The organism is Streptomyces hygroscopicus, from assembly GCF_026168105.1.
GTDB lineage: Bacteria > Actinomycetota > Actinomycetes > Streptomycetales > Streptomycetaceae > Streptomyces > Streptomyces hygroscopicus_D.
On sequence record NZ_LBMW01000048.1, the window covers coordinates 1 to 22833 of the forward strand.

General features: G+C 65.4%; 20 protein-coding genes and 1 tRNA gene. 10 read left to right on the forward strand and 11 right to left on the reverse strand.

Going from position 1 to position 22833, the window contains the following annotated elements; translation table 11 throughout:
* Window positions 1-342 precede the first annotated feature (342 nt).
* Entirely contained in the window at window positions 343-945 is a 603-nt protein-coding gene (locus AAW14_RS31930) for a hypothetical protein (protein ID WP_265567918.1), read from the forward strand.
* A gap of 186 nt (window positions 946-1131) precedes the next feature.
* Here the strand turns inward: AAW14_RS31930 and AAW14_RS31935 are convergent, their stop codons facing one another.
* The 3 genes from AAW14_RS31935 to AAW14_RS31945 all read right to left on the reverse strand — a co-directional run bounded on the left by AAW14_RS31935 (window position 1132) and on the right by AAW14_RS31945 (window position 3070).
* Window positions 1132-1446: a hypothetical protein gene (locus AAW14_RS31935; protein ID WP_265567919.1), complete on the reverse strand. Its 315-nt coding sequence runs from the start codon at window positions 1444-1446 to the stop codon at window positions 1132-1134.
* Between the two features lie 385 nt (window positions 1447-1831).
* Window positions 1832-2401: a DinB family protein gene (locus AAW14_RS31940; protein WP_265567920.1), complete on the reverse strand. Its 570-nt coding sequence runs from the start codon at window positions 2399-2401 to the stop codon at window positions 1832-1834.
* Between the two features lie 399 nt (window positions 2402-2800).
* A complete protein-coding gene (locus AAW14_RS31945) occupies window positions 2801-3070 on the reverse strand; it encodes a DUF3761 domain-containing protein (protein WP_265567921.1) in 270 nt (89 codons plus the stop codon).
* 950 nt (window positions 3071-4020) lie between these two features.
* Between AAW14_RS31945 and AAW14_RS31950 the strand changes: the two genes are divergently transcribed.
* From AAW14_RS31950 to AAW14_RS31970, 5 genes are all read left to right on the forward strand, one after another.
* Window positions 4021-5448 (forward strand): serine/threonine-protein kinase, encoded by a 1428-nt coding sequence (locus AAW14_RS31950; RefSeq protein ID WP_265567954.1) that lies wholly within the window; start codon window positions 4021-4023, stop codon window positions 5446-5448.
* Window positions 5449-5679: 231 nt separating this feature from the next.
* The gene (locus AAW14_RS31955; protein ID WP_265567922.1) at window positions 5680-6210 is read left to right on the forward strand and encodes a proline dehydrogenase; all 531 of its coding nucleotides are present in this window, start codon (window positions 5680-5682) and stop codon (window positions 6208-6210) included.
* Between the two features lie 661 nt (window positions 6211-6871).
* Window positions 6872-7546: a hypothetical protein gene (locus AAW14_RS31960; protein ID WP_265567923.1), complete on the forward strand. Its 675-nt coding sequence runs from the start codon at window positions 6872-6874 to the stop codon at window positions 7544-7546.
* Window positions 7547-7938: 392 nt separating this feature from the next.
* Window positions 7939-8400 (forward strand): hypothetical protein, encoded by a 462-nt coding sequence (locus tag AAW14_RS31965; RefSeq protein ID WP_265567924.1) that lies wholly within the window; start codon window positions 7939-7941, stop codon window positions 8398-8400.
* Between the two features lie 992 nt (window positions 8401-9392).
* Window positions 9393-10058, forward strand: a complete 666-nt coding sequence (locus AAW14_RS31970) for an LAETG motif-containing sortase-dependent surface protein (protein WP_265567925.1) — start codon at window positions 9393-9395, stop codon at window positions 10056-10058.
* Between the two features lie 550 nt (window positions 10059-10608).
* Here the strand turns inward: AAW14_RS31970 and AAW14_RS31975 are convergent.
* Complete coding sequence (locus AAW14_RS31975; RefSeq protein ID WP_265567926.1) at window positions 10609-10827, reverse strand: hypothetical protein; 219 nt, start codon at window positions 10825-10827, stop codon at window positions 10609-10611.
* Between the two features lie 424 nt (window positions 10828-11251).
* Here AAW14_RS31975 and AAW14_RS31980 point away from each other — a divergent pair, with 424 nt between their 5' ends.
* A complete protein-coding gene (locus tag AAW14_RS31980) occupies window positions 11252-12913 on the forward strand; it encodes an alkaline phosphatase family protein (RefSeq protein WP_265567927.1) in 1662 nt (553 codons plus the stop codon).
* A 992-nt stretch (window positions 12914-13905) separates the two neighbouring features.
* Here AAW14_RS31980 and AAW14_RS31985 read toward each other — a convergent pair.
* On the reverse strand, window positions 13906-14697 hold the full coding sequence (locus tag AAW14_RS31985; protein WP_265567928.1) for a hypothetical protein: 792 nt from the start codon (window positions 14695-14697) through the stop codon (window positions 13906-13908).
* Between the two features lie 481 nt (window positions 14698-15178).
* Here AAW14_RS31985 and AAW14_RS31990 point away from each other — a divergent pair, with 481 nt between their 5' ends.
* Window positions 15179-15610, forward strand: a complete 432-nt coding sequence (locus AAW14_RS31990; protein ID WP_265567929.1) for a DUF4240 domain-containing protein — start codon at window positions 15179-15181, stop codon at window positions 15608-15610.
* Window positions 15611-15898: 288 nt separating this feature from the next.
* On the opposite strand, the gene AAW14_RS31995 is transcribed toward AAW14_RS31990, so the two are convergent.
* Both AAW14_RS31995 and AAW14_RS32000 read right to left on the reverse strand, forming a co-directional pair.
* On the reverse strand, window positions 15899-16156 hold the full coding sequence (locus tag AAW14_RS31995; RefSeq protein ID WP_322741139.1) for a DUF4145 domain-containing protein: 258 nt from the start codon (window positions 16154-16156) through the stop codon (window positions 15899-15901).
* 12 nt (window positions 16157-16168) lie between these two features.
* Window positions 16169-16555 (reverse strand): hypothetical protein, encoded by a 387-nt coding sequence (locus tag AAW14_RS32000; RefSeq protein WP_265567930.1) that lies wholly within the window; start codon window positions 16553-16555, stop codon window positions 16169-16171.
* Between the two features lie 786 nt (window positions 16556-17341).
* Here AAW14_RS32000 and AAW14_RS32005 point away from each other — a divergent pair.
* Window positions 17342-17896: a hypothetical protein gene (locus AAW14_RS32005; protein ID WP_265567931.1), complete on the forward strand. Its 555-nt coding sequence runs from the start codon at window positions 17342-17344 to the stop codon at window positions 17894-17896.
* Between the two features lie 343 nt (window positions 17897-18239).
* Here AAW14_RS32005 and AAW14_RS32010 read toward each other — a convergent pair whose 3' ends face one another.
* The 3 genes from AAW14_RS32010 to AAW14_RS32020 form a co-directional block, all read right to left on the reverse strand.
* Window positions 18240-19205: a hypothetical protein gene (locus AAW14_RS32010; protein ID WP_265567932.1), complete on the reverse strand. Its 966-nt coding sequence runs from the start codon at window positions 19203-19205 to the stop codon at window positions 18240-18242.
* 549 nt (window positions 19206-19754) lie between these two features.
* Complete coding sequence (locus tag AAW14_RS32015; RefSeq protein ID WP_265567933.1) at window positions 19755-20216, reverse strand: SRPBCC family protein; 462 nt, start codon at window positions 20214-20216, stop codon at window positions 19755-19757.
* A gap of 277 nt (window positions 20217-20493) precedes the next feature.
* Window positions 20494-20916: a hypothetical protein gene (locus tag AAW14_RS32020; protein WP_265567934.1), complete on the reverse strand. Its 423-nt coding sequence runs from the start codon at window positions 20914-20916 to the stop codon at window positions 20494-20496.
* A 294-nt stretch (window positions 20917-21210) separates the two neighbouring features.
* Here AAW14_RS32020 and AAW14_RS32025 point away from each other — a divergent pair, with 294 nt between their 5' ends.
* Window positions 21211-22143: an exonuclease domain-containing protein gene (locus tag AAW14_RS32025; RefSeq protein WP_265567935.1), complete on the forward strand. Its 933-nt coding sequence runs from the start codon at window positions 21211-21213 to the stop codon at window positions 22141-22143.
* Between the two features lie 119 nt (window positions 22144-22262).
* On the opposite strand, the gene AAW14_RS32030 is transcribed toward AAW14_RS32025, so the two are convergent.
* Window positions 22263-22336, reverse strand: a tRNA-Met gene (locus AAW14_RS32030).
* Window positions 22337-22833: the final 497 nt, after the last annotated feature.

Below are 22833 nucleotides of genomic sequence, written 5' to 3' on the forward strand. Positions count from 1 at the left end.
CCAGCACCCGGGCGCCGAGCTGGATACCCAGGCCGGGGAAGCTGTCCCCGGCACCCCCATCTCGTGACAGCCGCGGGCGCGTGACCGGCCGACGAGGGTCCGGCAGGCGGGAGAAACTGATTCACGTGCTCGAAGCAACACATCCGGGTGCCTGGCGATGGACCCCCAGCGTCCTACTGAGACACAGGCTCGGATCGCACCAAGTTTCCTCGACGTCCGCCGGACGGCCACGCACCGATTTTCACGCCCACGGGGTGGAGCCGCCAGGCCCCCGGATTACTGAGACGAAGCCCGCGCGGAACTCGGATGACGGCCGACTGCTGCGGGCGCTAGCCTGCGGCGGTGATCAGCAGTGAGGGAGTACGCCTGGGAACGGCGGCCGCACGTCGTCTCGCGCAGACAGGCCTCTATGAGTTCGAGCCCGGTCTGACGGACGCCGAGTTCACGCGTATCAAGCGCGAGTACGGCTTCGAGTTCGCGGACGATCACCGAGCGTTCCTCGCGGCTGGCCTCCCGGTCAACGTCCCTCCCGAGGAGGGGCAGACCTGGTCCAGGCCCTGGCCCGAGTGGCGCGGCGGCGATCCGGACAGCTTGCGTCGACAACTCGACTGGCCGGTCGAGGGTGTTCTGCTCGACGTTGAGCACAACCGGTTCTGGTACGAGGGCTGGGGTGAGCGTCCGGCCGACGGGACGGCGGCACTGGATATTGCGCAGCGTCATCTGGCGGAGGCGCCAGTGCTGGTGCCCGTGTATGCCCACAGGTACCTGCCCGCCGGCCGGGGAAGCTTCGGTCATCCGGTGCTCTCGATGTGGCAGACCGACATCATCTATTACGGGCTGGACCTTGCCGACTACATGCACCAGGAGTTCGACGAGGCGCGGGGCGAGGTCGACGAGACCTGGAACCCCCGGGCGACGGTGCCCTTCTGGCGGGACCTTCTCTGACTCCTCGGAGCCCGTGGCCAGGCGGCGGGCGCGCTCAGCTTGGGAAGCTCAGGTGCTTCAGGGGTGGGCGCACTACTGACCTGCTGTGGAGTGGCCTGGGCTCCTGATGGAGCCCAGGCTGGTTCCCCGCCATTCCCCGTGCATCCCCGCACGATCTGGCACGCACCGGGCACGCCGCGTCCGCGGTCAGTCCAGGTTCGCCGGCCGCTGCCGCCGTCCAATCGCCCGGAGGACCAAGACCAGCACCGTGACGGCCAGCACCAAGTTGAGAGTGTCCACGATCAGGACGACGGGGTGAGGCGCGACCAACAGTCTCGGCATCTCAGCGCCGATCACCCCCACCCCCATCAGGAGGGGGAGCCATGCCCGGAAGAAGCGCATACCGTGGTCGGGATTCGCTCCCTTCCGGCCCTTGGTCCATTGCATCCGCCTACTGCCGAGTCCCACGAGCAGTAGTGCGCACCCCATCACGAGTACGGAGAGGTCCATGAACCGCAACATGACAGCTCCCTTGATCGGCGGGAGGATCATCTTCTTGTGAGGTGACCACGGTCAAGGGGCGGACGTCCCACCTTGCAGCCTGGCCTCTTTAGGTCCGGGGAGCTGTGCGCCCGCCTCGGGCGCCCAGGCCTCTGTGACACTCGCTTTAGGAGTTCGATCCGGCGGCTCTTCTCGGCCTGAGTGGCTTCGTAACGACGTTAGTGAGTACGCCCTCAACTTCACTGATACGCCGACGTTCGCGCCCGTTGATGTCAGGCGTAGATGTCAGCTGCCGCGCCCGACGCCCTTGACCCGCGGATCACGGGCAAGGCGTTTGCGGGGTCACAGGGCGTATCGGCCCCCGACCGAAACCGTGCGAGGGCGATACGTCCTACCGCGCCGCTGGCTAACCCATACTCTTGGCGCCGTCCAGGGACTCGCGGATGATGTCGGCGTGGCCGGCGTGCTGGGCGGTCTCGGCAATGATGTGCATCAGCACCCGGCGGACCGACCATCGCGCACCCGACTCGAACCACGGGGCCTTCGGCAGCGGTTGTGTGGCGTCCAGGTCGGGCAGGGTGACAACCAGCTCGTCGGTCCGACGTGCTACCTCGGCATAGTCGGCGAGCACGCCGGTCAGCGTCTCGCCGGTCAGCATCCGGAACTCGTCGGCCCGCCGGGCCCAGTCGGCCTCGGTCATGGCGGTGAAGTCGTCCATCGCCGACGGGCCGTCAAGGATGAACTGCGCCCAGGTCCGCTCGACCGCAGTGACATGCTTGATCAGGCCGCCCAGGCATAGCTGGCTGGCGGTGGTCTGACGCCCAGCCTGCTCGTCGGTGAGGTCGCGGGTGGTGAAACGCAGGAAGTGCCGATGCTTGGCCAGCACCTCCAGCAAGTCGGCGCGCTCGCCGGTGGCGGTCGGCGCATCGGCCGGGTCGTGGGTGGCCAGTGCGTTGACAGTCAGGGTCTCGCTCATGGTCGCTGCCTTCCATGGTTTGTGTTCCGCCGGGCAAGGACGACGCTAGAGGCCGTAGAGGTCAGACTCTGACCTAAATAAAGGGAGAGGCGAGATTTCCATGATCCACTTCCCGCTCGTCCCCAGGCGCCTTCCAAGAACGCATCAGGCCCGATCTCCTGAGAAGGAGAACCGCCCTGACCTGGGGCTTCACCTGTGAGGGTGGCGGGATTTGAACCCACGACCTCTTCGTCTCGAAGCAACTTGGGCAGGTGCCGGACCTTGGGCTGGTGTGCCTCTCACCTGCTGCAATTGTCCACAGGCGTCCGCGCTCGTCCGCCGCTGTCTGTCGGCGTTGTCACGCGGTTAGACACGCACCCGCACTTCATGCCCCGCCCAGTACGGCGCTTGCTCAGCGGCCTACTTGAACCAGTAGCGGACGCCATGGTGGTGGGAGCAAGTGCCCTGCGAGTGCCGCGAGTAGGACAGCGTGGCATCCACGCACTTCGCGGTCTCGTACTTGTCCTTGGGCTTTTGGTGGTGTGTCCACCCACACACGCCCGTGGTGTGGTGAACGCAGTGGTGGGCGGTGTTGGTGGACGGCAACGTCGCCGCGGATGCCGTCGGTGCGCTGAAGAAGACGCCGGCCACGGCGACAGCTATGGCTGAGGCGGCAAGACGAGCACGCAAAGGGACCCCCCCTTTTGAAGTCGGACAAGTGCAGGGGGACTCTATACGGGTTTCAACCGATCGGTGGCTCGTATGGGATTACCCCCGCGCGGTGGGTCACCGGGTCTGATCCGTTGGTCGACGGCGGCCACCCTCGAACGGTCCGCATAAACCTCAGCCGACGATAGTCAGCCATGACGGCGGGTGCGCCGACCGACCAGGCGCGCGTATGTCTTGCTGCCCCCCACCGGCCTCCGCCACGCTGCCAACGCTGTTGACCAGGGCAAGCCGTGGGGCCGGCTCACGATGACGGCACCCGAGCTCTCAGCTTGGGAAGCTGAGGTGATTCAGGGCTCGCTGTGGTAATGACCTGCGGCGGAAGGTTATCGGCGTCTCGCGAGCCAGTTTCATGGTTGCCCGCGGTACCCCGTGGTTCCCCGCAGGATCTGGCACGCCTTTGGCACGCCCTCTTCGTCCCGAACTCGGCCGAGAGGCCATTGAGGTCCACTGGGCTGGTCAGTCGGCTGGCCAGTAATGATCAATCCGGCCCTCCGACGGCCGGTCCGTGACGACGGAATCAGGACCCACAACTTGGGAAGCTCGTGTCTCCTGGCCCCGGTCGCCTGCTGACCTGCGACCACGGCTGTCGGCTACCGGTCAGTGACCTGCCGGGGAAGCGGCTGACGGACGAGGTCGGCGACGACGGCAGTTGGCCGGCTGGCAACTTGCCTGCCTGCCGCAACGCGCCAGCCATGGGGAAAGTGGGGCCGTTTTCGTCGCTGCGCCGACTTGGTTCGGATATCTGACACAGCTGAGGGTACCCGCCTCGCAGCATGGCCCATGGCCGAGTCCGGTACGCGGTGATAGCAACGGAGAACCAGATGAAGGCCCGCCAATCAGCAGCCCCGCCGACGCCAGCGCCGGTTCCAGCGAATGAGCAGCCCACCGAAGTCCTCTCCGGCCGCTACCGGTTGGGCGCGAGAATCGGATCGGGAGGCATGGCCGACGTGTACGAGGGCGTTGACACGCGCCTTCGGAGGCCCGTGGCCGTCAAGGTGTTCCGGCCCGGCCCGGACCCGCAGACGGAGGACCGTCTCACCGCGGAGGCCGTCCTCCTGGCCCGCCTGCAGCACCCGGGACTGGTCACCGTCTACGACGCCGGCCGCCACGACGACCGCACCTACCTGGTCATGCAACTGATCAAGGGCACCACGCTGCGCAGCCTTTTGGCGTGTGGAGCGCTGTCAGAGCGGCGTGTGGTAGATGTGGGCGCCGCCCTTGCGCGGGTGCTGGCCTATGTCCACCGCGCCGACGTCGTGCACCGAGACATCAAACCGTCGAACATCCTCCTCGACGCGGCCGGTGCTCCTCACCTGGCTGATTTCGGCATCGCGCGCCTGGCCAACGCCACCCGCCATACAGCACCGGACGTGCTGATAGGCACCGCCGCCTATCTGGCACCGGAGCAGGTTCAGGGCAGGCGGATCGGGCCGGCCGCCGACGTCTACGCGCTCGGCCTGGTCCTGCTGGAGTGCTTGAAAGGCGAACTGGAGTACCCGGGCACGCCGCTGGAAGCGACAGTCGCCCGCCTACACCGCCCACCCGAAGTCCCCACCTGGCTCCCCTCGGACCTCGCGGCCCTGCTGTGGGCCATGACCGCCCAGGACCCCGAGGCCCGCCCGGACGCCGAGCAGTGCGCGCAAGCCCTCGCCTCCCGGAACGCCGGACCTGATCCATACCCCCTGCCGCTCTCGGCGCCCTCCGAGGCGCGCCTTCCGACGCCGCTGGCCGCTCACCCCGGAACGGAAGAGCACATACGCTTCCAGGAGGCGGCAGTCACCCGACGCAACCTCCCCGGCGGCACTCGCCGCAGCCGTCGCCTGGCAGCGGGGACGGCCCTGGCCCTCTCCGTGGCCCTAGGCGCGACTCTTGCCGTCACATCGAGCACTAGCGGAAGCGACGACCGGGCAGCAGCGACGCCCGCCGAAACCCCCCCGCACCCGCCCTCCGGTACGGCAACTGCCAAGAGCGGGCCCGGTGCCCTCCCACCCACCCGATCTCATGGCGCTCAGCCCCCCTCTAGGGCATTCGGTGCGTCCCACCTCGCGGCTGCGGCAACCGGATCTCATGCCCAGCCCGTCTCTAGGACACTCGGCGCTTCTTATCCGGCGGCTGCCCCGAGCTCGAGCCGCAACGCCTCTGCACCGCCCGCGAGCTCGACGCCGCCCGGATCGGCGTCACCGCCGCCACGACCCGTGCCGACCGCAGCCGGGGCCGCTGGCCCGAGCCGGACGACACCTGCGACGGCGCCAACCGCTGGCACGACGCCCCCATCACCAAGGCCCTCGAAGGGCGGCGCCGCTACCGGCGCACCGCCCAGCCCAAGCCCGACGCATTAGAGGCCGAGGACCAAACCCGCCGTGCCGTTACATGCTTTAGGGGCACACCTGCTTTAGGAGTTCGATCCGCGTTTGCTCCGGCCGCAGAGCTCTGCGGTGGCGTAGTCCACCCAGGGGCATGCAAGTGTGCTGGCGTCCCGCGTCGTTGATGTCATCCCTGGATGTCAGCCAGATACGACAGCCGCCGGGGTTGCCTGCCATCTAAGGCCTGGGCATCGGCAGAATGGGGCCATGGACGCTGGATTGGCTGCACTGCTCGGCGCCGCCGTGGGCTCACTCGCCACGCTCGGCTCCGCGATGGTCACCGGGCGTGCGGCGGCGCGCTCGCAGTTCGCTCAGGGGCGCCGGCAGCACCGCCGGGACGCCTACGCGAACTACCTGGCCGCGGTGTACGACCGCGATGTCGCCCTGGATGCAGTGCGCGACGCGCTGCGGGGGGACCGACCGGACCTGCAGGAAGTTGACGAGAAGATGGAGCGTTTCTACGCCCAGGTCCGCGGTGTTCACCGAGCTGCCGAGTTTGTCATCCTCGAAGGTCCGCAGTCAGTGGTGGAGGCGCTCTATCGTGCCGTGCATGCGGCCGACGACCTGGCCGAGGTCATGCGGCGAATGGTGCGTGATGCCCATGCGGGTGACGCATCCCGCAAGGCCGCGGACACCGCCCTCGCCGCTGAGCGGGAACACCTGCTGTACCAGGCGGTGAAAGGCCTCCGCGTAGCGGCTGCGGACGTCCTCGGCGACAGTCGGATACGTGTCTCCTAGTTATTTGGTCGGCGGAGCCTCAAGGGTGCGTTGAGTAGCAGAAGTCTTGAAAGCCGAAGTGCCCTGGAACGGCCCTCAGAGGCGCGCATCGCGCAGACTCCCCAGCTCAGACAAACCGCAGGTGAGACGGGATGCCAGAGGGAATACGGCGTCCCGCCTCAATGATGCCTGTCTCACCGTGTCTCGTCCTGTGCCGCTATTGATCAGGACTCACGGACCAGCGACGGACCGGCAGGTTGGTCAGCAATCGCGGGCGGCGTTGGAAGAGCGGGAGCTCCGCAGCCGTACTGAGTGATTGGGCTCTCAGCTTGGGAAGCTGCGAGCATTCGCGGCCGGTTCGGGCGCTGACCTGGGCGAACGGGCGGGGCGCGGCCTCGTCGGGCTCGACTGCTTTCCCCGTGATTCCCCGCTGTTCCCCGCTCGATCTGGTGCGCTTGTGGTGCGGGGATGCCGTACCGCAGGCCGGGCATCCCTCCATGCATGCTCGCCATGGTGTTCCACCCCTTCGACGCGGCAACCACCGTTTGGGCGTTCGCGCTGTCGGTTCTGACCGTGCTGGTAATGGGCTGCTCCGTCCGTCTCGCAGATAGGCGTGTCCTCTTGGCATCTACTCCCATACGCTGTGGCTCACGGCACGCCGCCGTCATGGCCAGGGGGGAGCATGATGGAGCAGCTCCGGAAGCTTGTTGTCCGCTACGGCGATTGCGAACAGAAGCCCGTGCGCTTCCGTCCAGAAACGTGGCGCTCGTGGTTGGAGCCGCACGGAGCGGCGCACGTACTCGATATCGGCGTTGGATGTGTGAGCGGGTCGAGCGGTGACCGACTCATCAGCCGGGGCGACCTGGCCCATCTCCGTGACCGCGTTGGTGAGGATGATCCCGACAGTCTGCGTGACCTGTTCGTGGCCGTCATGATCTGGGGCTCGGGCACCACGAACGGACGTGGGCCGCGGTACACGGAAGCGGCTCTGTCCGACGCGCGCATGCCCACTGTCCTCCGGACCACCCGCGAAGCGGTCCGAGACGGCGACCTAAGCGAGGCCTACCGGCAATTCGCCCTCAAGGGGGTGGGGCGGTCCTTCTTCACCAAGTGGTTCGCGACCGTGGACGACCGCGACGCCCCAAGCGACCGGGCCTTGATCCTCGACGACCGGGTCTTTCGTTCGCTCAACGCCCTCGGATGGACCAGTTGGAAGGCGGCCGGCACACGCCACTGGCCCACCCGATACGCCGCCTACGTCAGGTCCATGCATGGCTGGGCCTCGTCTCTGGGAGTCACGGCGGACTGGCTTGAGTGGATTCTCTTCCATCTGAACGGTCGTGTAGACGAGCCGTGAGCTTGGGAAGCTAAGGTGCTCTAGGGCCCTGCTACAGGGTTGACCTGCGGCGGAAGGGTGTCGACACCTGGTGGCCGGGTCCGTTGATTCCCCGCTGTTCCCCCTGGTTCCCCGTACAACCTGGCACGCGTCTGGCACGACCTCTTCGTCCCGAACTCTCGGCTGAGTAGTCATTGCGGTCTTTTGGGCTGGTCAGTCGGCCGTTGTGGGGCATTGACGGTTGGCTGCGATCGTGGACGTCGCTGTACTCCGCTGCTGTACAGCAATGGCCCCCGCTCGCCGGATCGCGACGTGCTTGCGGTCGAGTGCTGAAGGCTGGCTGAGGCCTCGATCCGTCGTTACGGTGGCCGCTACGTTGTCCGAGGGCAGGTTGAACGGAATAAGGAGTAGCGGTGGCAGCCACTGGCGGGGCGGCGACCCGATCCTGGCGCTGGTACGGCGCGGCGGCTTTGGCCGCAACCGTGTTCCCTGCCGTGTTCCTGCAGGCGGCACTCGTTGCGAAATGGTACGTGCAGCACCCGGTGGTCGACCCCGGCGATGACTCACCTGGCGGGGGAAACATGGGGAATGTGATCGTCTTGCCGTTTTTCGGCGTCGCAGCAATCTCCTGTCTGCTGTTTCCTCTGCTCTGGGGGATTGCGGCATTCCGCACATGGAAGGGCGCGGCGGTGAAGGATCTGGCTGAGATTGCCACCGTCCTTCAAGGAGTCGCTCTGCTGATGGCCCTTCCGGTCGCCTGGACCCTGCCCTACAGCTGGGCCGACGTAACAGCCCTCGCTGCCGCAGACCTGGTCGCGCTGTGCACCGTCCTGAGGCGGCTCTGGTTGGGCCGGACAGGCCCTACGTCGGCGTAGCGACACAGCAAAGTGCCGGAGCCCTGCTCCGGAAGCTGCGGTCATTTGAGGGCGGTTCGGGCGCTGACCTGGGGAACGGCCTGGGTGCGGCCTTGTCGGGCTCGGCTGCTTTCACCGTGATTCCCCGCCGTTCCCGTGCAATCTGGTGCGGCGGATGACTGCCAACAGCTAACGGACACGGTGCGGCCCGCTTCCAGGTGGAGGCATGTGCCCTCCTATGGTGATCTTTCGAAGGATGAGCGAACGGCAGTAAACCCGTAGCGAGTTGAGCGGAGATGCTGAAGGGCCTGCCTGGCAGGCGAGCGCCAATCACGGGGACCTGAACTTGTGTCGGCGACGGCTGAAAAAGCCGTCGCCGACAAACTTGAACCTTGCGCCGCCCACGGGGAGCGCACGCTGCCGGCCACGCCACGTTCCTGACGCGACTTGGTGCACACAGAAACCGGCGGGCTCTTCCGGTAGGTCGATGTCGCCGAGCAGCTCTAGCGGTCAAGCGGCTGCATGCGCACGCGATTTGGCCCGAGCGGGCTGATGTCGAGGGTGACTCGGTTCGACCCGGCCTGACTGCCCCGACGCCAAATCGTGAGTATGATCACACAGGTTTGTCGTGTGGCAAGCACAACTGTCCGGCTGTGGTTGGGTCTGTCCCGTTGACGGCCCACGGCTCCGGGCCACGCCCGCCGCAGGGCCACCCACAAATCCGCCGGGGGCGAATAACATCTGCGTCCTGCCGCATCGGGTACAACCGCGACGGCATCTGCACTCATCTCTCATTCTTGTCCTGACCCCACGAGGTCGTAGTGAAGCTGTCCGGTGCCCAGGCGGCAATCGCCACGGTCACGCCATCGCCTCCGCCACTGTTCCGGCGGGCCTCCCAGCCGCCCGGTCTGCACGGTCCTGCTCCGTCCTCACGTCCCCAAAAAGCGCGGCTGTCGCGAGTGCCTAAGGCCTCCCCGCGCGTAGCTGTCCTCATCCCGCCCGTCGGAGGAAGTGTGATATCCAAGCGCGGCCTGTTCGCCGCCACCGCAACCGGAGCGGGCGCCGCTCTGCTGTTCAGTGGTGCCGCCTTCGCCAGTGACATAAGCGACTTCTCGGTGACGCCGGTGGCCAGTTGTGACACCAGCTCCGGTGTCGCCAAGGCCGCGATCACGGTCACCGACAAAGACAGCTCGGGCACGCCTGCCCACATCACCATCGGCCCGCACATGGCGTCCAGCCTGCCCGGCCCGGTGCTCGACCAGTGGGACTTCCCCCACCCCACCGCGGCCGGAGTCAGCCACACCTTCTACGTGGACTGGAAGCCGGGGGCCCAATGGGACGTCCGCGTGACAGCCGGATCAATCAGGGACGAACCCATCACCCCGTATCCCACGTCCGCTGACAAGCCGTGCACCGTCGCGTCGTCGGCGCCGTCGAAGACTCCGATGCCATCCAACACGCCGACCAGCAGCGCGGCGCCTGCCCCCACGTCCAGCACGACCGCCGCCGACAGCGCCCCTGCCCCGGCCGCCTCGGCGTCCACACAAGGCACATCGCTCGCCAAGACCGGCGGCGGCAGCGACAGCGGAATGATCGCAGGAATCGCGGGTGCCCTGATCGTCATCGGCGGTGGCGCGCTATTCACCGTCCAACGCCGCAAGGCCGCTGCGCGGCACTAACCCGGTCACGCGTAGCTCCGCTCCCCCGAGGGGAGCTACGCGTGTACGCCCCGATCGGTGGGATCACTGTCGGCTACCGTGCCGACGACCTCCCTCCGCAGAGCCGGCGCATCGCGGAACGCCGTCGCGACGCCGACACGGTCATACACCGCGCGCAACGGGGCCGGCACGCCTGAGACGGCTGTCCACCACAAGCGATTAACGTCCTGACCTGTGCTGAGCTGTCGACAGTTGTCGGCGTTGGTCATCGCTGAGCGCCCTTCCACGGCCCGAGGACGGCCCGGGAGGGCGCTTGTGCCTGAGCATCGCGGCGGGCGCGGGCCGGGCAGCGGCGCGGCCCACAAGGACACGGTGGACACCGCATTACGACGGCCCACGGTCGGTGTCGTATCCCGTCTTCAGCTGTACGAACATGATCCGTCGAGGCATGTGGACAGTGTGGCACGTCGTTGGTGGCACATTCGCATGTGGCCGGACAGCTGCAGCACCAGCCGTTCCGGCCGCGCTGTATCGGTCAGGTTGGGGCACGGTCAGCTTCTGATCCGTAGCTCTATATGGATCGGTCGGTGGCGGTCATACCGGTCGCCTGGGAGCTTCCGAGGGACGTAACTGGGCGGGTGCGGTGCTGGGGCTGCTGTATCTCGTTGCTGTACAGCAGGATCCCGAAGCGGGTGACGACGTGAAGCGGGAACAGGTTCAACAGCAACCGGCCGGTGACGACGAGGCGTTCCTTGCCGCTGTAGCAGCCCTTCGCAGCGGTGCCCCTCACGCGGTCTTGGAGGGCACCGCATCGGGGGATCGCGCGTAGTCAGTACCGGACGCGACCCCTACCATGAGCCTCGCTCACCAGCCGACGGGCGGCGACGCCGCGCGCCCCGGGCATGCGGCCCCTCTTCCCCGCCCGAGCCTGCCGACGGCCCCGTTGCGCCTGTGCTGACAGGGCCGCTGCCCGCCCTGCTCAACGTCTTTTCAACGTCTTCTCAACGTCCTCGCCCGAGACCTCGTGCAGGCTGGTCCAGGCCAGTGCCTGCTTCACTTCCGTCGCTCGGCGCCGCGGGCCCACGGTCTTACGTGGAGGGGTAAACACGGCGGGTTTATCAAATGTTCAGATTCCGGCTGTTGCCGCGACAGAACTGTCGATTACCCATATTCCGCGTCGCTGCCCGCGTCATCAATAGCAACTGGAGTTAGTTGTGACCCGCCGATCCATACGACTGGCCGCCGCCCTCGGTGTCGCCACGACCCTCGCCGGAGGCTCACTCGCCGCGGCGTCGGAGCTCACCGGCGCCTCCGCCGCGCCGCAGAAGCCTGCAGCCGCCAAGCACGTCCTCCTTCTGTCCGTCGACGGTCTGCACCAGTCGGATCTGGCCTGGTACATCGCCCGCCACCCCGGCTCCCCGCTGGCCCGGCTGGTGAACGGCGGCGTGCACTACAGCAACGCCCACACCACCACCCCCTCGGACTCCTTCCCCGGTATGACCGCCCAGGTCACCGGCGGCGGCCCGGGCACCACCGGCGTCTACTACGACGACACGTACAACCACGCGCTGCTCCCGGCCGGTACCACCAACTGCAAGACTGCCAAGCCCGGTGTTGAGGTGGACCTCACCGAGGACCTGGACAAGAACAAGGCTTCCCTCGACGCCGGCCAGGGCCTCAAGAACCTGCCCGGCAGCATCCTGCAGATGACCGGCCGGCCGCAGAGCCTGCTCGACCCGAGCAAGCTGCCGGTCGACCCCACGACCTGCAAGCCGGTCTACCCGCACTCGTACCTGCAGGTGAACACGGTCTTCAACGTGGCTCGCGACGCCGGTCTGCGTACCGCGTGGTCGGACAAGCACATCGCGTACGACATCCTCAATGGCCCGTCCGGCACGGGCATCCAGGACCATTTCTCCCCGGAGATCAACAGCGACGCCAACGGCTACCCGGCCGGTAACGACTGGACCACCGACAACAAGGCCACCGAGCAGTACGACAATTACAAGGTCCAGGCCGTCCTCAACGAGATCGACGGCTACGACCACTCCCGCAGCCACAAGGTCGGCACCCCGGCGATCTTCGGCATGAACTTCCAGTCGGTCTCCACCGCCCAGAAGCTCCCCACCTCCGAGGGCCTCAAGGGCGGCTACGCGACCAAGGGCGTCCCCGGCCCGCTGTTGCAGAAGAACCTCGACTTCGTCAACACCGAAGTCGGCGCGATGGTCAAGGAAATCCGGGCCAAGGGCCTGGCCTCCAGCACGGACATCGTCCTGTCCGCCAAGCACGGCCAGTCGCCGACCGACCCCAGTGCCCTGACCCGGATCGACGACGGCCCGCTGCTCGACGGTCTCAACGCAGCCTGGAAGAAGAAGCACCCGGGCGCCGGTGACCTTGTCGCGCACTCTGTGGACGACGACGGCATGCTGCTGTGGCTGAACGATCGCTCCGCCGAGGCCACGTCATTCGCCAAGCGGTACCTGCTCGCCCAGAGCGGCCAGGGCAACGACATCAACGGCAATGCCAAGGCGTTCACCACCAGTGGCCTCAGCAAGGTCTACGCGGGCAAGGAAGCCGCCGCGTACTTCGGCGTCAAGCCCGGTGACGCGCGGGTGCCGGACCTGTTCGGCATCGCCAAGTACGGCGTCGTCTACACCGGTGGCCAGAAGAAGATTGCCGAGCACGGCGGCGCCCACGCCGATGACTTGAACGTCCCGCTCATCATCTCCGGCGCTGGCACCCCCGCGGGTGTCACAAAGTCCGGTCAGGTCGAGACCACCCAGATCGCGCCGACGATCCTGTCCCTCCTGGGCCTGAACCCCAACAACCTGCAGGCCGTCCAGAAGGACCACACCCAGGTCCTGCCGGTCCGTTGACCCTCGGCACCCCGTAACTCCGGCGCGGGTGGGCCGCGCGCAGAACAGCGTGCGGCCCGCCCGTGCATGCGTGCCGTCAAGTGCTGGATGTGCCACGGCCTGCCCGCAAGCACGAGCCCGCTGAAAAGCCCTTCCTTACCGTGAAACCGCAGGTGAGGGGCTTCTTCGGTACCACTTCCGTCTTCTTGCCCTGGGTCTTGCCGGGGATCTTGGTGAGCTGCGTTTTCGCTGTTCAGACGCGGTGGGCTCGTGCGCCTAGTGGTCGTCGTTGGTCGTCATTGGCCACTGTCGAGCGACCTCGGACGGCCCAGAGACGGCCCAGCTTCGGCGCGCTCGGCTGACGCCGGCACCTTCGATGCGACCCGTCTTGGATCTCAGCCGACGACAGTCGGCCACGATGGCGGGTGCGCGTCTCGATCGCGCACGCGTATGTCTCGCTGTACCCCCGCCGAACTCAACCACGTTGCCATTGCCGTCGACCAGAGCAAGCCACGACGGCTGGCCCGCCACGACGCTGCCTGAGCCATCAGCTTGGGAAGCTCGTGTCTCCTGGCCCCGGTTGCCCTGCTGACCTGCGGCCAAGGGCGCGCTGATGCCCCTGGTGGGCCGCCGCTCGATTCCCCGGTGTTCCCCGTGGTTCCCCGTACAACCTGGCACGCGTCTGGCACGACCCCTTCGTCCCGAACTCTCGGCTGAAAGGTCATTCCGGTCCAGGGCACTGGTCGCGCGGTCATGGACAGCCGTTGGCGGCCACCTGTGGTGTTGCGGTGGTTGCTGTACTGCACCGCAGCCGGCTCGGATGGGGCTTTGGGCCACATGGCCCCGACGGCGAGGAACAACGCCTCCACTGAAGTCCTCCTGTTGACAGCCTCAGCCCCCACTCAGTCAGCTCAGAATGATCGGCCCGGTCGCCTTCCTTCTGGTGCGCGTGTCGTGTCGGCGGGTTTGCCCGCGTAGTCATCCGCAGAAGTTTCTGTTGATTGACCAGCGGGCTAGTGATAGTGGCTATCGGATGCGAGGACGGTATCCACCGTGTGGGTTTGTTGGCGGTCGGTGAGCATCTGCCAGCCCACCAGGATTGCCAGCACGGCGAGCAGAGAGGATGAGGTGATCGTGGTTCCTACTCCGAGTCCGCCCTGCGCGACGGGCTTTTCCACCGCGTTCTCCGCCACCGCTCCCAGGGGGCGCGTTAACACGTAGGCCGCCCAGAACAGCACCGTCCCCGAGATCGGGGTCAGATAGTGCGCGGCGAGGATCACGAGCATGGCCCCGGACAGCAGCAGAGAACTGTCGCGGAAGCCGAGGCCCAGACCGCCGGAAAGGAAGTCACCGCTGGAGGTGCCCAGCGTGTTGGACACCAGTGTGGCGGTCCAATACAAGATCTCACCCTTCGTGGTGACGATCCGTTCCACATCCATGGTCTGTCCAGTCATCCGCCACCCGACCAGCACGATCACCAGCAGGCTGGTCAGCAGAATCGAGCCGCCGGCGTAGCCGAGCCCGGCGGTGCGGTTCATGTAGTCGGACATCGAGGTGCCCACGATGCTGGTCGTTAGAATGACCGACCAGAACACCACCGGGTGGAAGCGGTCGGCCTTCAGCTGCATCACCAGCGTGAGCACGAAGGCCACCAGAAAGATGATCGCGCCGACGGAGTAGCCGAGATTCAATGGCGCCATCGTGACGAAGTTCGATGCCGACTCGCCCAGCGTGGTAGCCACGATCTTGGTCGCCCAGAACATCGCACCGACCAGCGGCAACTTGCTCACAGGAACCTTGCTCACCGAAGCTCCCATCCTCGCCCCTCGTAAGACACCGGTCTGTCGACCTCCTCACGGCGGACCGCAGACCTCGCCCGCGAGGCCATAGGTCCCCACCGGGGTCGCTCGCTCCCGCTTGACCGTGCTGATCCACCCGAGAGGGCGATGGTTGAGGGGCGCCCGACAGGTGAAACACGTGCTGGCTGCGCGCGAGTGTCGGCCGGTACTCTCGGCGACTGTGGCGGCCGTGTCAGGCCGCTCGCGCGGCGGTGGGGCTCGCCGTACCGGAACCGCGGCGAGGATGCCGACAGGCGACCGTTAGAGCCCCAGTTTGGAAGACGCCGTATGCGGATCGCGGCTGACCTACGTAGTCCACGACCTGGGCCGGAGTGTGGTCGGCGCCGCTGTTCCCCGTGAGTCCCCGTTGCGTCCCGCCGCAACGGGCACGCAACGGGCATGGTCCCGGCCGGATAGGAGCGCGCATGGGCACGGCATGATGGCCAGCATGGATGAGGACGCCTTTTGGCAGCTGATCGAGGAGTGCAGACCCACTGGGCCTGATCCTGACGCTCGGCGACTCGCCGTCACGCTGATCGCTCGGCTGGCATCCGGCCCGCTCTTCCGGGTCACGGGATTCGCAGAGCAGTTGTCGTGGGCGCTCTACCGACTGGATCGCAAGGAGTTCGGGCTCGGGATGTCGGGTGACGGCTTCCTCTACGCCCGCGCCGGTGTGGTGGCCGCCGGCCGTACCGAGTTCGACAGCGCCCTCGCGGATCCTGCGCTGTTTGCGCGCTACGCGGCTGGCAACGACTGGGCGGAAGGCTTCCTCTACGTCCCAGACCGGGCGTATGAACACATCACGGGTGAGGAGTGGGACCGCCGAACGCGGTACTGCTACGACTCCCACTCCAATGCGGCGGGCTGGAGCGGCGTGTAGCACCGCTTTAGGAGAGAGGGTGGGGCGTCCTGCTAGTGACCTGCGCTTTCGATACCCGATGGGGCGCCTGGCAACTCGACCGCACACCACCGCTGTTGCCCGTGGCTGACCCCTGGATCTGGCACGGTTGTGGCACGAACCTCACCCGACGACAATCAGCCACGACGGCGGACGCGCCGACCGACCACGCACGCGTATGCCTCGCTGCGCCCCCACCAGCCTCAGGCACGCTGCCATGCCATCGTCCAGAAGCGAGCCGCGAGGCATGCAAGGGCGGCTGCCGGAGAGCTAGTTCTGAGAGCCGCTTTGGCCGGCCCCCTTGGCTTTGGCTCGTCGCGCCTTGAAGGCCTCGAACTGCGCGGCGAGGACATAGAGGTAGTCCAGAGGTGCCTCTGCGAGGGCTAGACCATCAGCAGCATCCTCGCGACTTACTCCTGTACCGGTGAAGTGCGCTCCCTCGTTGCCGAGGACTCGAAGTTCTTGAGCCCACTCGAAGAGGCGTCCATCGATCTTTCCGTCATTCTTGAGCTGTTCGAGCATCTGCACGAGACGTTTCGATCACCCGTTCGATCCTGACACGCCTTGATCACTGCACACACCCTCAAGCGTGCGGCGGACCATGACAGCTGTGGCTGTGTATGCCTTGGCCTTGAAGCACTGGCGCGCTTCCTCATGCTCTCGCCGCAGAGACTCGGGAACGTGGATACTCAAGGGGCGCAGTTGCTCGGGCCAGAGCACGCCCGGTCCATCCCAGCCTTGCCCGTAGTCCTCTTCGACGGTGAGGAATGGTTCGTTGCACGTGCCGCATCGGGCTAGCTCAAGCAGATACGGCGGCTCCTCCTCGCCACCGCCGGCAGCCTCACCGGTGATTGTGGCCAGAGCTGGCTTCTCGCAATGCGGACAAATAAAAGGAAAGGTGTGCCCAATTCTGTACTCACGGCTCATGGGGCGAGGCTAGCGGTGCAACGTAGGTCTCACAGTGAGATTGCGTTGTCTATCGCGGGCTCACCCTGACCAGTGCCCGATACTGAGTCTCTCCCCCCTGCCGACATGGGCTCTGGTAGTTGCGGACTTGCGGACACGGCTCCGGAGTGATTGCGTCGATCACCCTGCATAGCTCTCTGACCTGCAACGGACTGCTAAAGAGGGCGCCGGTGAGAGAGACTGTGTCGGAGGTGTGCCGTGCGCTCCCCGCGCGGCTTTGCCCCGACGGTCTGTGATGCGCCTCCGGACCATGCCGGTTGAAATCTGCCGCGCCAAGTATCGCGGCAGTGAGATGTATCGACCTCTATAACTGCGCACGCTCCGGTCGCCTTCGGAGGGCCTGGAGACGGCCCTGGTCGTACTGCCGGGGCCGTCTCCGGTTTGGAAGGCCGACCTGCGGGTTCTCGAGTTGCGCTCCCCAAGGGCCGCTGTTGTCCATGGCTACCCCGTGCCTTCGTGCACTTCGCTGAGCGCTCGCTGAAGCTGCGGCAGCCAAGGAACGAACGGCCACACGTTTCTCTCAGAGGTGATGCCTTTGGCACTGTATCCCGCGCCGAAACTGTCGTTGATCGTCTGATGAGGCACGAGGGTCACACGAATGCCGAGGCAAGACCACGATCTAGGTGGCCGACAGGCTTCCATGTTGGCTCCAGGCAGGTGACAGTGGCGCGCGGCTGATCCCGCCGGGCACGGCATGCATGTCACCGTATTGCCGGAGAGTCCGGATAGGGACGTTGAAATAGAAGCATGGCGAATATTGGAGACGTTCTGAAGTACGCCACACCACTGGTGGTGCCGGTGGTAACGGCTGTGGTAAACGCTGCTGGAATCGTGATCAAGGATCGCTGGGGCAGCAGGAGCTTCGAGCAAAGACGTAGGCACCAGTTGGCGAATGCCCAGATGCAGGTCGATTTCGTTCATGGCTGGCTGCAGGCGCGCAAGCTACTCGGCCCACTTGGGAACACTTCCGAAGCTGCCCAGGACTGGCTGGACAGCTGCTACAGGTCGGTTGAGGGCGCTGAGCCCGCTCCTGTTCCGAGACGGGCAGTGACTTGGCGACGCGTCTTCCTGCTGGGACCGCTCAGCTCACCTCGAGCTCGCTTGGCTCGCAGGCTATTCTGGGTGGCGACCCTGCTCGCCAATATCGTTGCCATCGAGAACAGCATTGAAGTCCTCCTCCACAAAGGCACGAAGTGGGGGGAGACCCTTGGTGATGTCCTGTTCTATCTCGTGCTAGCTCTCATCTTCCGCGTATGGTGCACATTGGCTGAAAGATCAGCGAGGTCTCAAGAGGCTAATTGAAATGTTTGTCCTGTGGGCCAAACTTCGTATGCGGATTTGAGTACATCGCGGGCGGCGGAGTCCCAATGCCGAACCTTGTCCGGCAGCAGTAGACGGCCGCGCAGCGGGTAGCGCCTACAGGCCGGTGGATATATCGTTGCCTCTTCCGCCCCTAGGTCCCCTGTCGACAGACCGTGGTGGCCGAGTCGGCGGGGGCCGCGGGGCAACTTTGGGCGAGGCTCGACTTAGGCTGGCGTGCCTCTCACCTGTTGCGATAATCCGCAGGTGTGCGTGCTTGTCCGCCTCTGTGAATCGGCGTTGTCACGCAGTTAGACACTCACCATTCTTGCTCCCCGCGGACACTTCAGACGTAGATGGCCATCGGCAAAACTTGCACCGCTGGGTAGTCCACCACGGCTGACTGGGAGTCTCCAACAAGCGGGAACGACGTAGTCAATGAGGTAACCATGTCTTCCCCATCGTCCATACTCCCAATGACGGTTCGTCGCGACAGATTGATCGACTCTCCAGGGCTCAGTACGCGAGTTACCTTTCCCAGGACTGTGAAATCTCCGGAATCGAGCCATTCACCCACAGACTGATTGTAGTAGTCGGATGATACGGTCAGAATCACTTGCAGGCCGGATCGGGTCCGCAGAACGACATCCTGAATAGGAGACGCTTCGATTTCCTCTTTAACTTTCTGTAGGAAATTTAGTTCAGCGCTATCTTGGAATTCCCGGAACTGGTCAGCCAACTCGGACAGTCCGCCAGGCGACTGGACTTGCGTGGCTGAGGCTCGCGTCTGAGGATTACCTGAACGGCGAGCACTGGAGGTGCGTTGCCTGTTTCGTTCCTCAGCCTCTGTGATGAGTTGGATATATTCAAGGAATTTCCCCATGAAGGCCAGATTTTTCTCTAGGGGATTTCCCGTATAGCGTCCCGAAGATTCGACGAAGTCTCCAGAGGAAAGAGATGCTAGATCCGCCTCTTTCTCGGCCCTGTGAATCGTGATGCTCTTAGAATCCGCGAGGTGGCTGCGAAGCGCGTTGAATAGACTCGCTGCGGTATGGTGTCGTGCCACTTTGATCTCGGCTGTCTCACCTACTCGACCTCCCATTTCTGCGCTGAGCGAGGCCTCCATACCCAGCAGCGCCCCCAATGAGGGAAGTTTCATCTTTGCGTCGCCCCCACCCTTCCCTTCTTTCGACTTCTCTCGTTGGGTGGTCTCCTCCGTCGATACGTAGACTCCTCCCTCAAGGTAGGCAAGGAAACTGACCATCATCTGGACGTCGAGGTACAGAGGGTGCGCGAGACCGTATTGAGCCATAAGCGACTTGTAGCACCACAGCAGTCAGCCTGTCAGGCATACGCGGAAGGCGGCCAGGTAGCTGTCTGCGTGTGGTGGAGGGGGCGCGCGCTGTGCGTTGGCAGCTCAGGCGGTTCCCTGGACCTGTTCATCTGGCTCCGAGTCGGCCGAGGGCTCTCAGCGGCGTACAACCGAGTCCGCCTCTGCGGAAGATGAAGCAGCCAGTTCGCTTCTGCCCATTAGCTTGCGCCGCCGGCCTCTGTGCTCAGGCCGCATCGCTCACCGGACGCCGTCTGAACAGCCACAACTGATCACGGGCGGCCGTGACCTGCGGCCGCCTGACCGATCAACACTCTGACCTGCTGCCGAGCTGTCGGCACCTGTCGACGTTGGTCACCATTGAGCGCCCTTCCACGGCCCGAGGACGGCCCAGGGGGGCGCTCGTGTGTGAGCACCGCTTTAGGAGTTCGATCAGCGGCCGTTTGCCTGGCTGCTGTCCTCTGACTCGACGGCCAGGCAGGGACACTGATGTACGTCGCAGTCCGGCCTCGTTGATGTCAGCCGTGGATGTCAGACGCCCGGTGAGCGTCGGCTGGAGTCGGAGGCGTCGGTGCCTTCCAGTAGCGCTTTCAATGCGGCGAGGTCCTTGACGTTTGCCCGCCGCACAGTCGCAGCCATCATCGGAGCACTCACCTTGGCAAAGCCGGATGGTTCGCCGCGGTTGCGCAGTGTCATCCGGGTGTGGTCAGCGTCCACTGGCTGCCAGGTGTAGGTCGTCTCCATGGGAAACGGCCCCTGCGCGGTGCGCATCACGAGTCGTTCGGGGGAGTACTCGAGGATTTCGTACGTGTACGTCAGGGTGCGCCCCAGGAACCGGGCGACGAAGTCGAGCTTCGAGCCCGCGGCGAGCGGCGGCGAGGTCCGCCAACGAACCGAGATGATGTTGGCGTACCAGTGCGGCGCATTGGTCGGATCCCCGGCATAGGCGGCGACCTCCGCACAGGGACGGGCGATCACGGTCTCGGTGAGCACGTCGACAGCCATAACCTCCACGCTAGCGCGGTCGTTCATGCTCGGGAGCCCGACACACGTGCTGCCCGCTCAGCCGGCACGCCGCGACGGCCGACCTGTGACAACGGTGCCGGGGCCCTCAGCTTGGGAAGCTGCGAGCCTCTGGCGAGGGTTCGGTCCTTGACCCGGCAGACGGCCGAACTGTGTCCTCCTCGGACCCGCCGGCTTTCACCGCGATTCCCCGCTCGATCTGGTGCGCTCGTGGTGCAGCTGCCCCGAGTGCGTCAGAACCGGTGGGTTACGACAGCCCGCTTCGTCCCGACAGCTTCGAACGGGTATGAAGATCGTGGAGTGAGTTGACCTGCCCAATCCAGAACTCAAGTTTCGCCGTTGCGGAGGAGCCCTTGGGAAGCAGGTCGAGCTGCTGCGCGAGTGTGTAGAAACCAGGCCCGGCGTCGTTCGCGTCGAGGTAGTGGACCAAGGCGGAGATCATGAGCCTACTCTCTGGATAGTCCCGCTTCACTATCAGTCCGAGCAGGTGGCCCATCGCCGCCCGCTCGTCCGCTTGCTCGAAGTCGAAACCAGGAAGTCCGGTCCGCCGGGCCAGCACAGAGTTCATTTCCGTGTAGGTCGTGACCTTGCGGAGCTGTGCTCGCTCAACGAGGAACTTCAAGCCGGCACTGGCCAACTGATCCCACGTCTCATCGCTCCGGCCGTACATCGCCCACCTCCTGCGCTTGCTGTCCAGGCGCCTGAGTATGCCGAACAGACCGACCTAGCGGAGCGGCTTGACTTGCACATGGCTCCGGAGGCCCTTTTCTCTCACAGGCAATGCGCTGGTCAGGGCCTTGATCGTGACGAGTCGGACGGGCTCTGTCCACGGATGGTCCACTGGGTAGCGCTCCTCCGGCGGACCCCCGGGAAGGCGCGGCGCACTCTTTGCGGCCCCGTTGCTTAAAGCAACCGACTGCACGGTACCCTCACGGGATCTACACATGTCAGGGGAGGGTATGCCGTGAGCGACGCCTGGGTTGCCATCGACTTCGAGACCGCCAATGGGTACCGCGGAAGCCCGTGCGCAGTCGGCCTTACAGCCGTCGAGGATGGCTGCATCACCGAGCGGATGCGTACCCTCATCCAGCCTCCCGCTGCGTACAGGCACTTCGATCCGTACAACACTCGCATCCATGGCATCGGGGCTTCCGACGTCGAGACCGCTCCCAGCTGGGCGGAAGCCCTCCAGCGGATTCTGGAGTTCACTGCCGGCAGGACCCTTGTCGCTCACAATGCGGCCTTTGACTTGGGTGTGCTTCGTGATGCCTGCACTGCGGAGGGGAACCCCTGGCCGACGCTGCGCTACGCCTGCTCCCTCGTTGTTTCCCGGAGAACCTGGCGGCTGATCTCATACGCGCTTCCCGAGGTCGCCCGACACGTTGAGGTGACGCTAGAAGAGCATCACCAGGCTGGCGCCGATGCAGACGCCGCCGCACGCATCATGCTCGCAGCCATACGGCACCACAAAGCCCCGAGTCTTGACCAACTCCTCAAAGAACTGAACATAGTTCATGGGACCGTAGCGCCTAACGCGTGGTCTGGTTCCCAGAGCAAGAGCAATTACAAGGGAAAGCCCTCTGCTCCGATGCCTGGGGCGAACCTGGATGCTGACCCTGATGGTGCCTTCTACGGCAAGACCGTCTGCATCACAGGAACCGTGAGCAGGATGAAGCGGGCTGAGGCTCAGGCGGCCCTCGCCGGCGCAGGCGCCACCCCAGTGAAGAATGTCAGCGGTACGACGGACGTCCTCGTGGTGGCCACACCCGACCCGCGGCGGTTCGCTATTGGTTCGGAAAAGAGCAGCAAGCAAAAGACCGCCGAGAAACTGTTGGAGGCTGGGAAAGACATCGAGATCATCGGTGAGGCGGACTTCTTCGAGCGCCTGAACAGCTGAGCTTGCTGGGAGACCCGCCGTCCGGGCCGCAGGCACACTGTGAGGCGCCGGGAGTCTCTCGTTGTACCAACACAGCGAGGGCCGGAATCCTTGATTGAATTCCGGCCCTCGGCCTTCAGTAGCGGGGACAGGATTTGAACCTGCGACCTCTGGGTTATGAGCCCAGCGAGCTACCGAGCTGCTCCACCCCGCGTCGGTGAATACGACACTACGTGACCGACGGGGAAAGTAGCAAATCCCTTAGGGAGGAGCCTCACGCCGACAGCTACTCGTGCAGCCCGTCGCCCGAGTCGGCGGGCCGCCTCCTGCGGACCACGGGTGGGGCGCGCGCTGAGGTTTGCTTGACCGGTCACCTGGACCGTCGGGGCGGGCGGTTGGCGCCGGCCGGTAAGGACGCCGTACTCCTCCGCTGTACGACCGGCTCCGAACCGCCTTTTGTAGCACGAACGTCCACAATCGAGAGCTGATGGTGATACAGATAGCGAAGACTTGAGCGGCTCTTGTGGGCGCGCGCAGGCGGCGGTTGATGGAGCCGCGGATCGATTGGGGGCGGGACAGTGGCGTACCCGGTACAGGTGCGTAACCTTCAACGGCAGCTCGAACAAAGGTTCAGGCCGCTCATCGACATGTCGGACTGGTCGGGGCGTGCACCTGCGGACGTGGAGTCGGCCTTCCTGAGTCGGGCGGTAG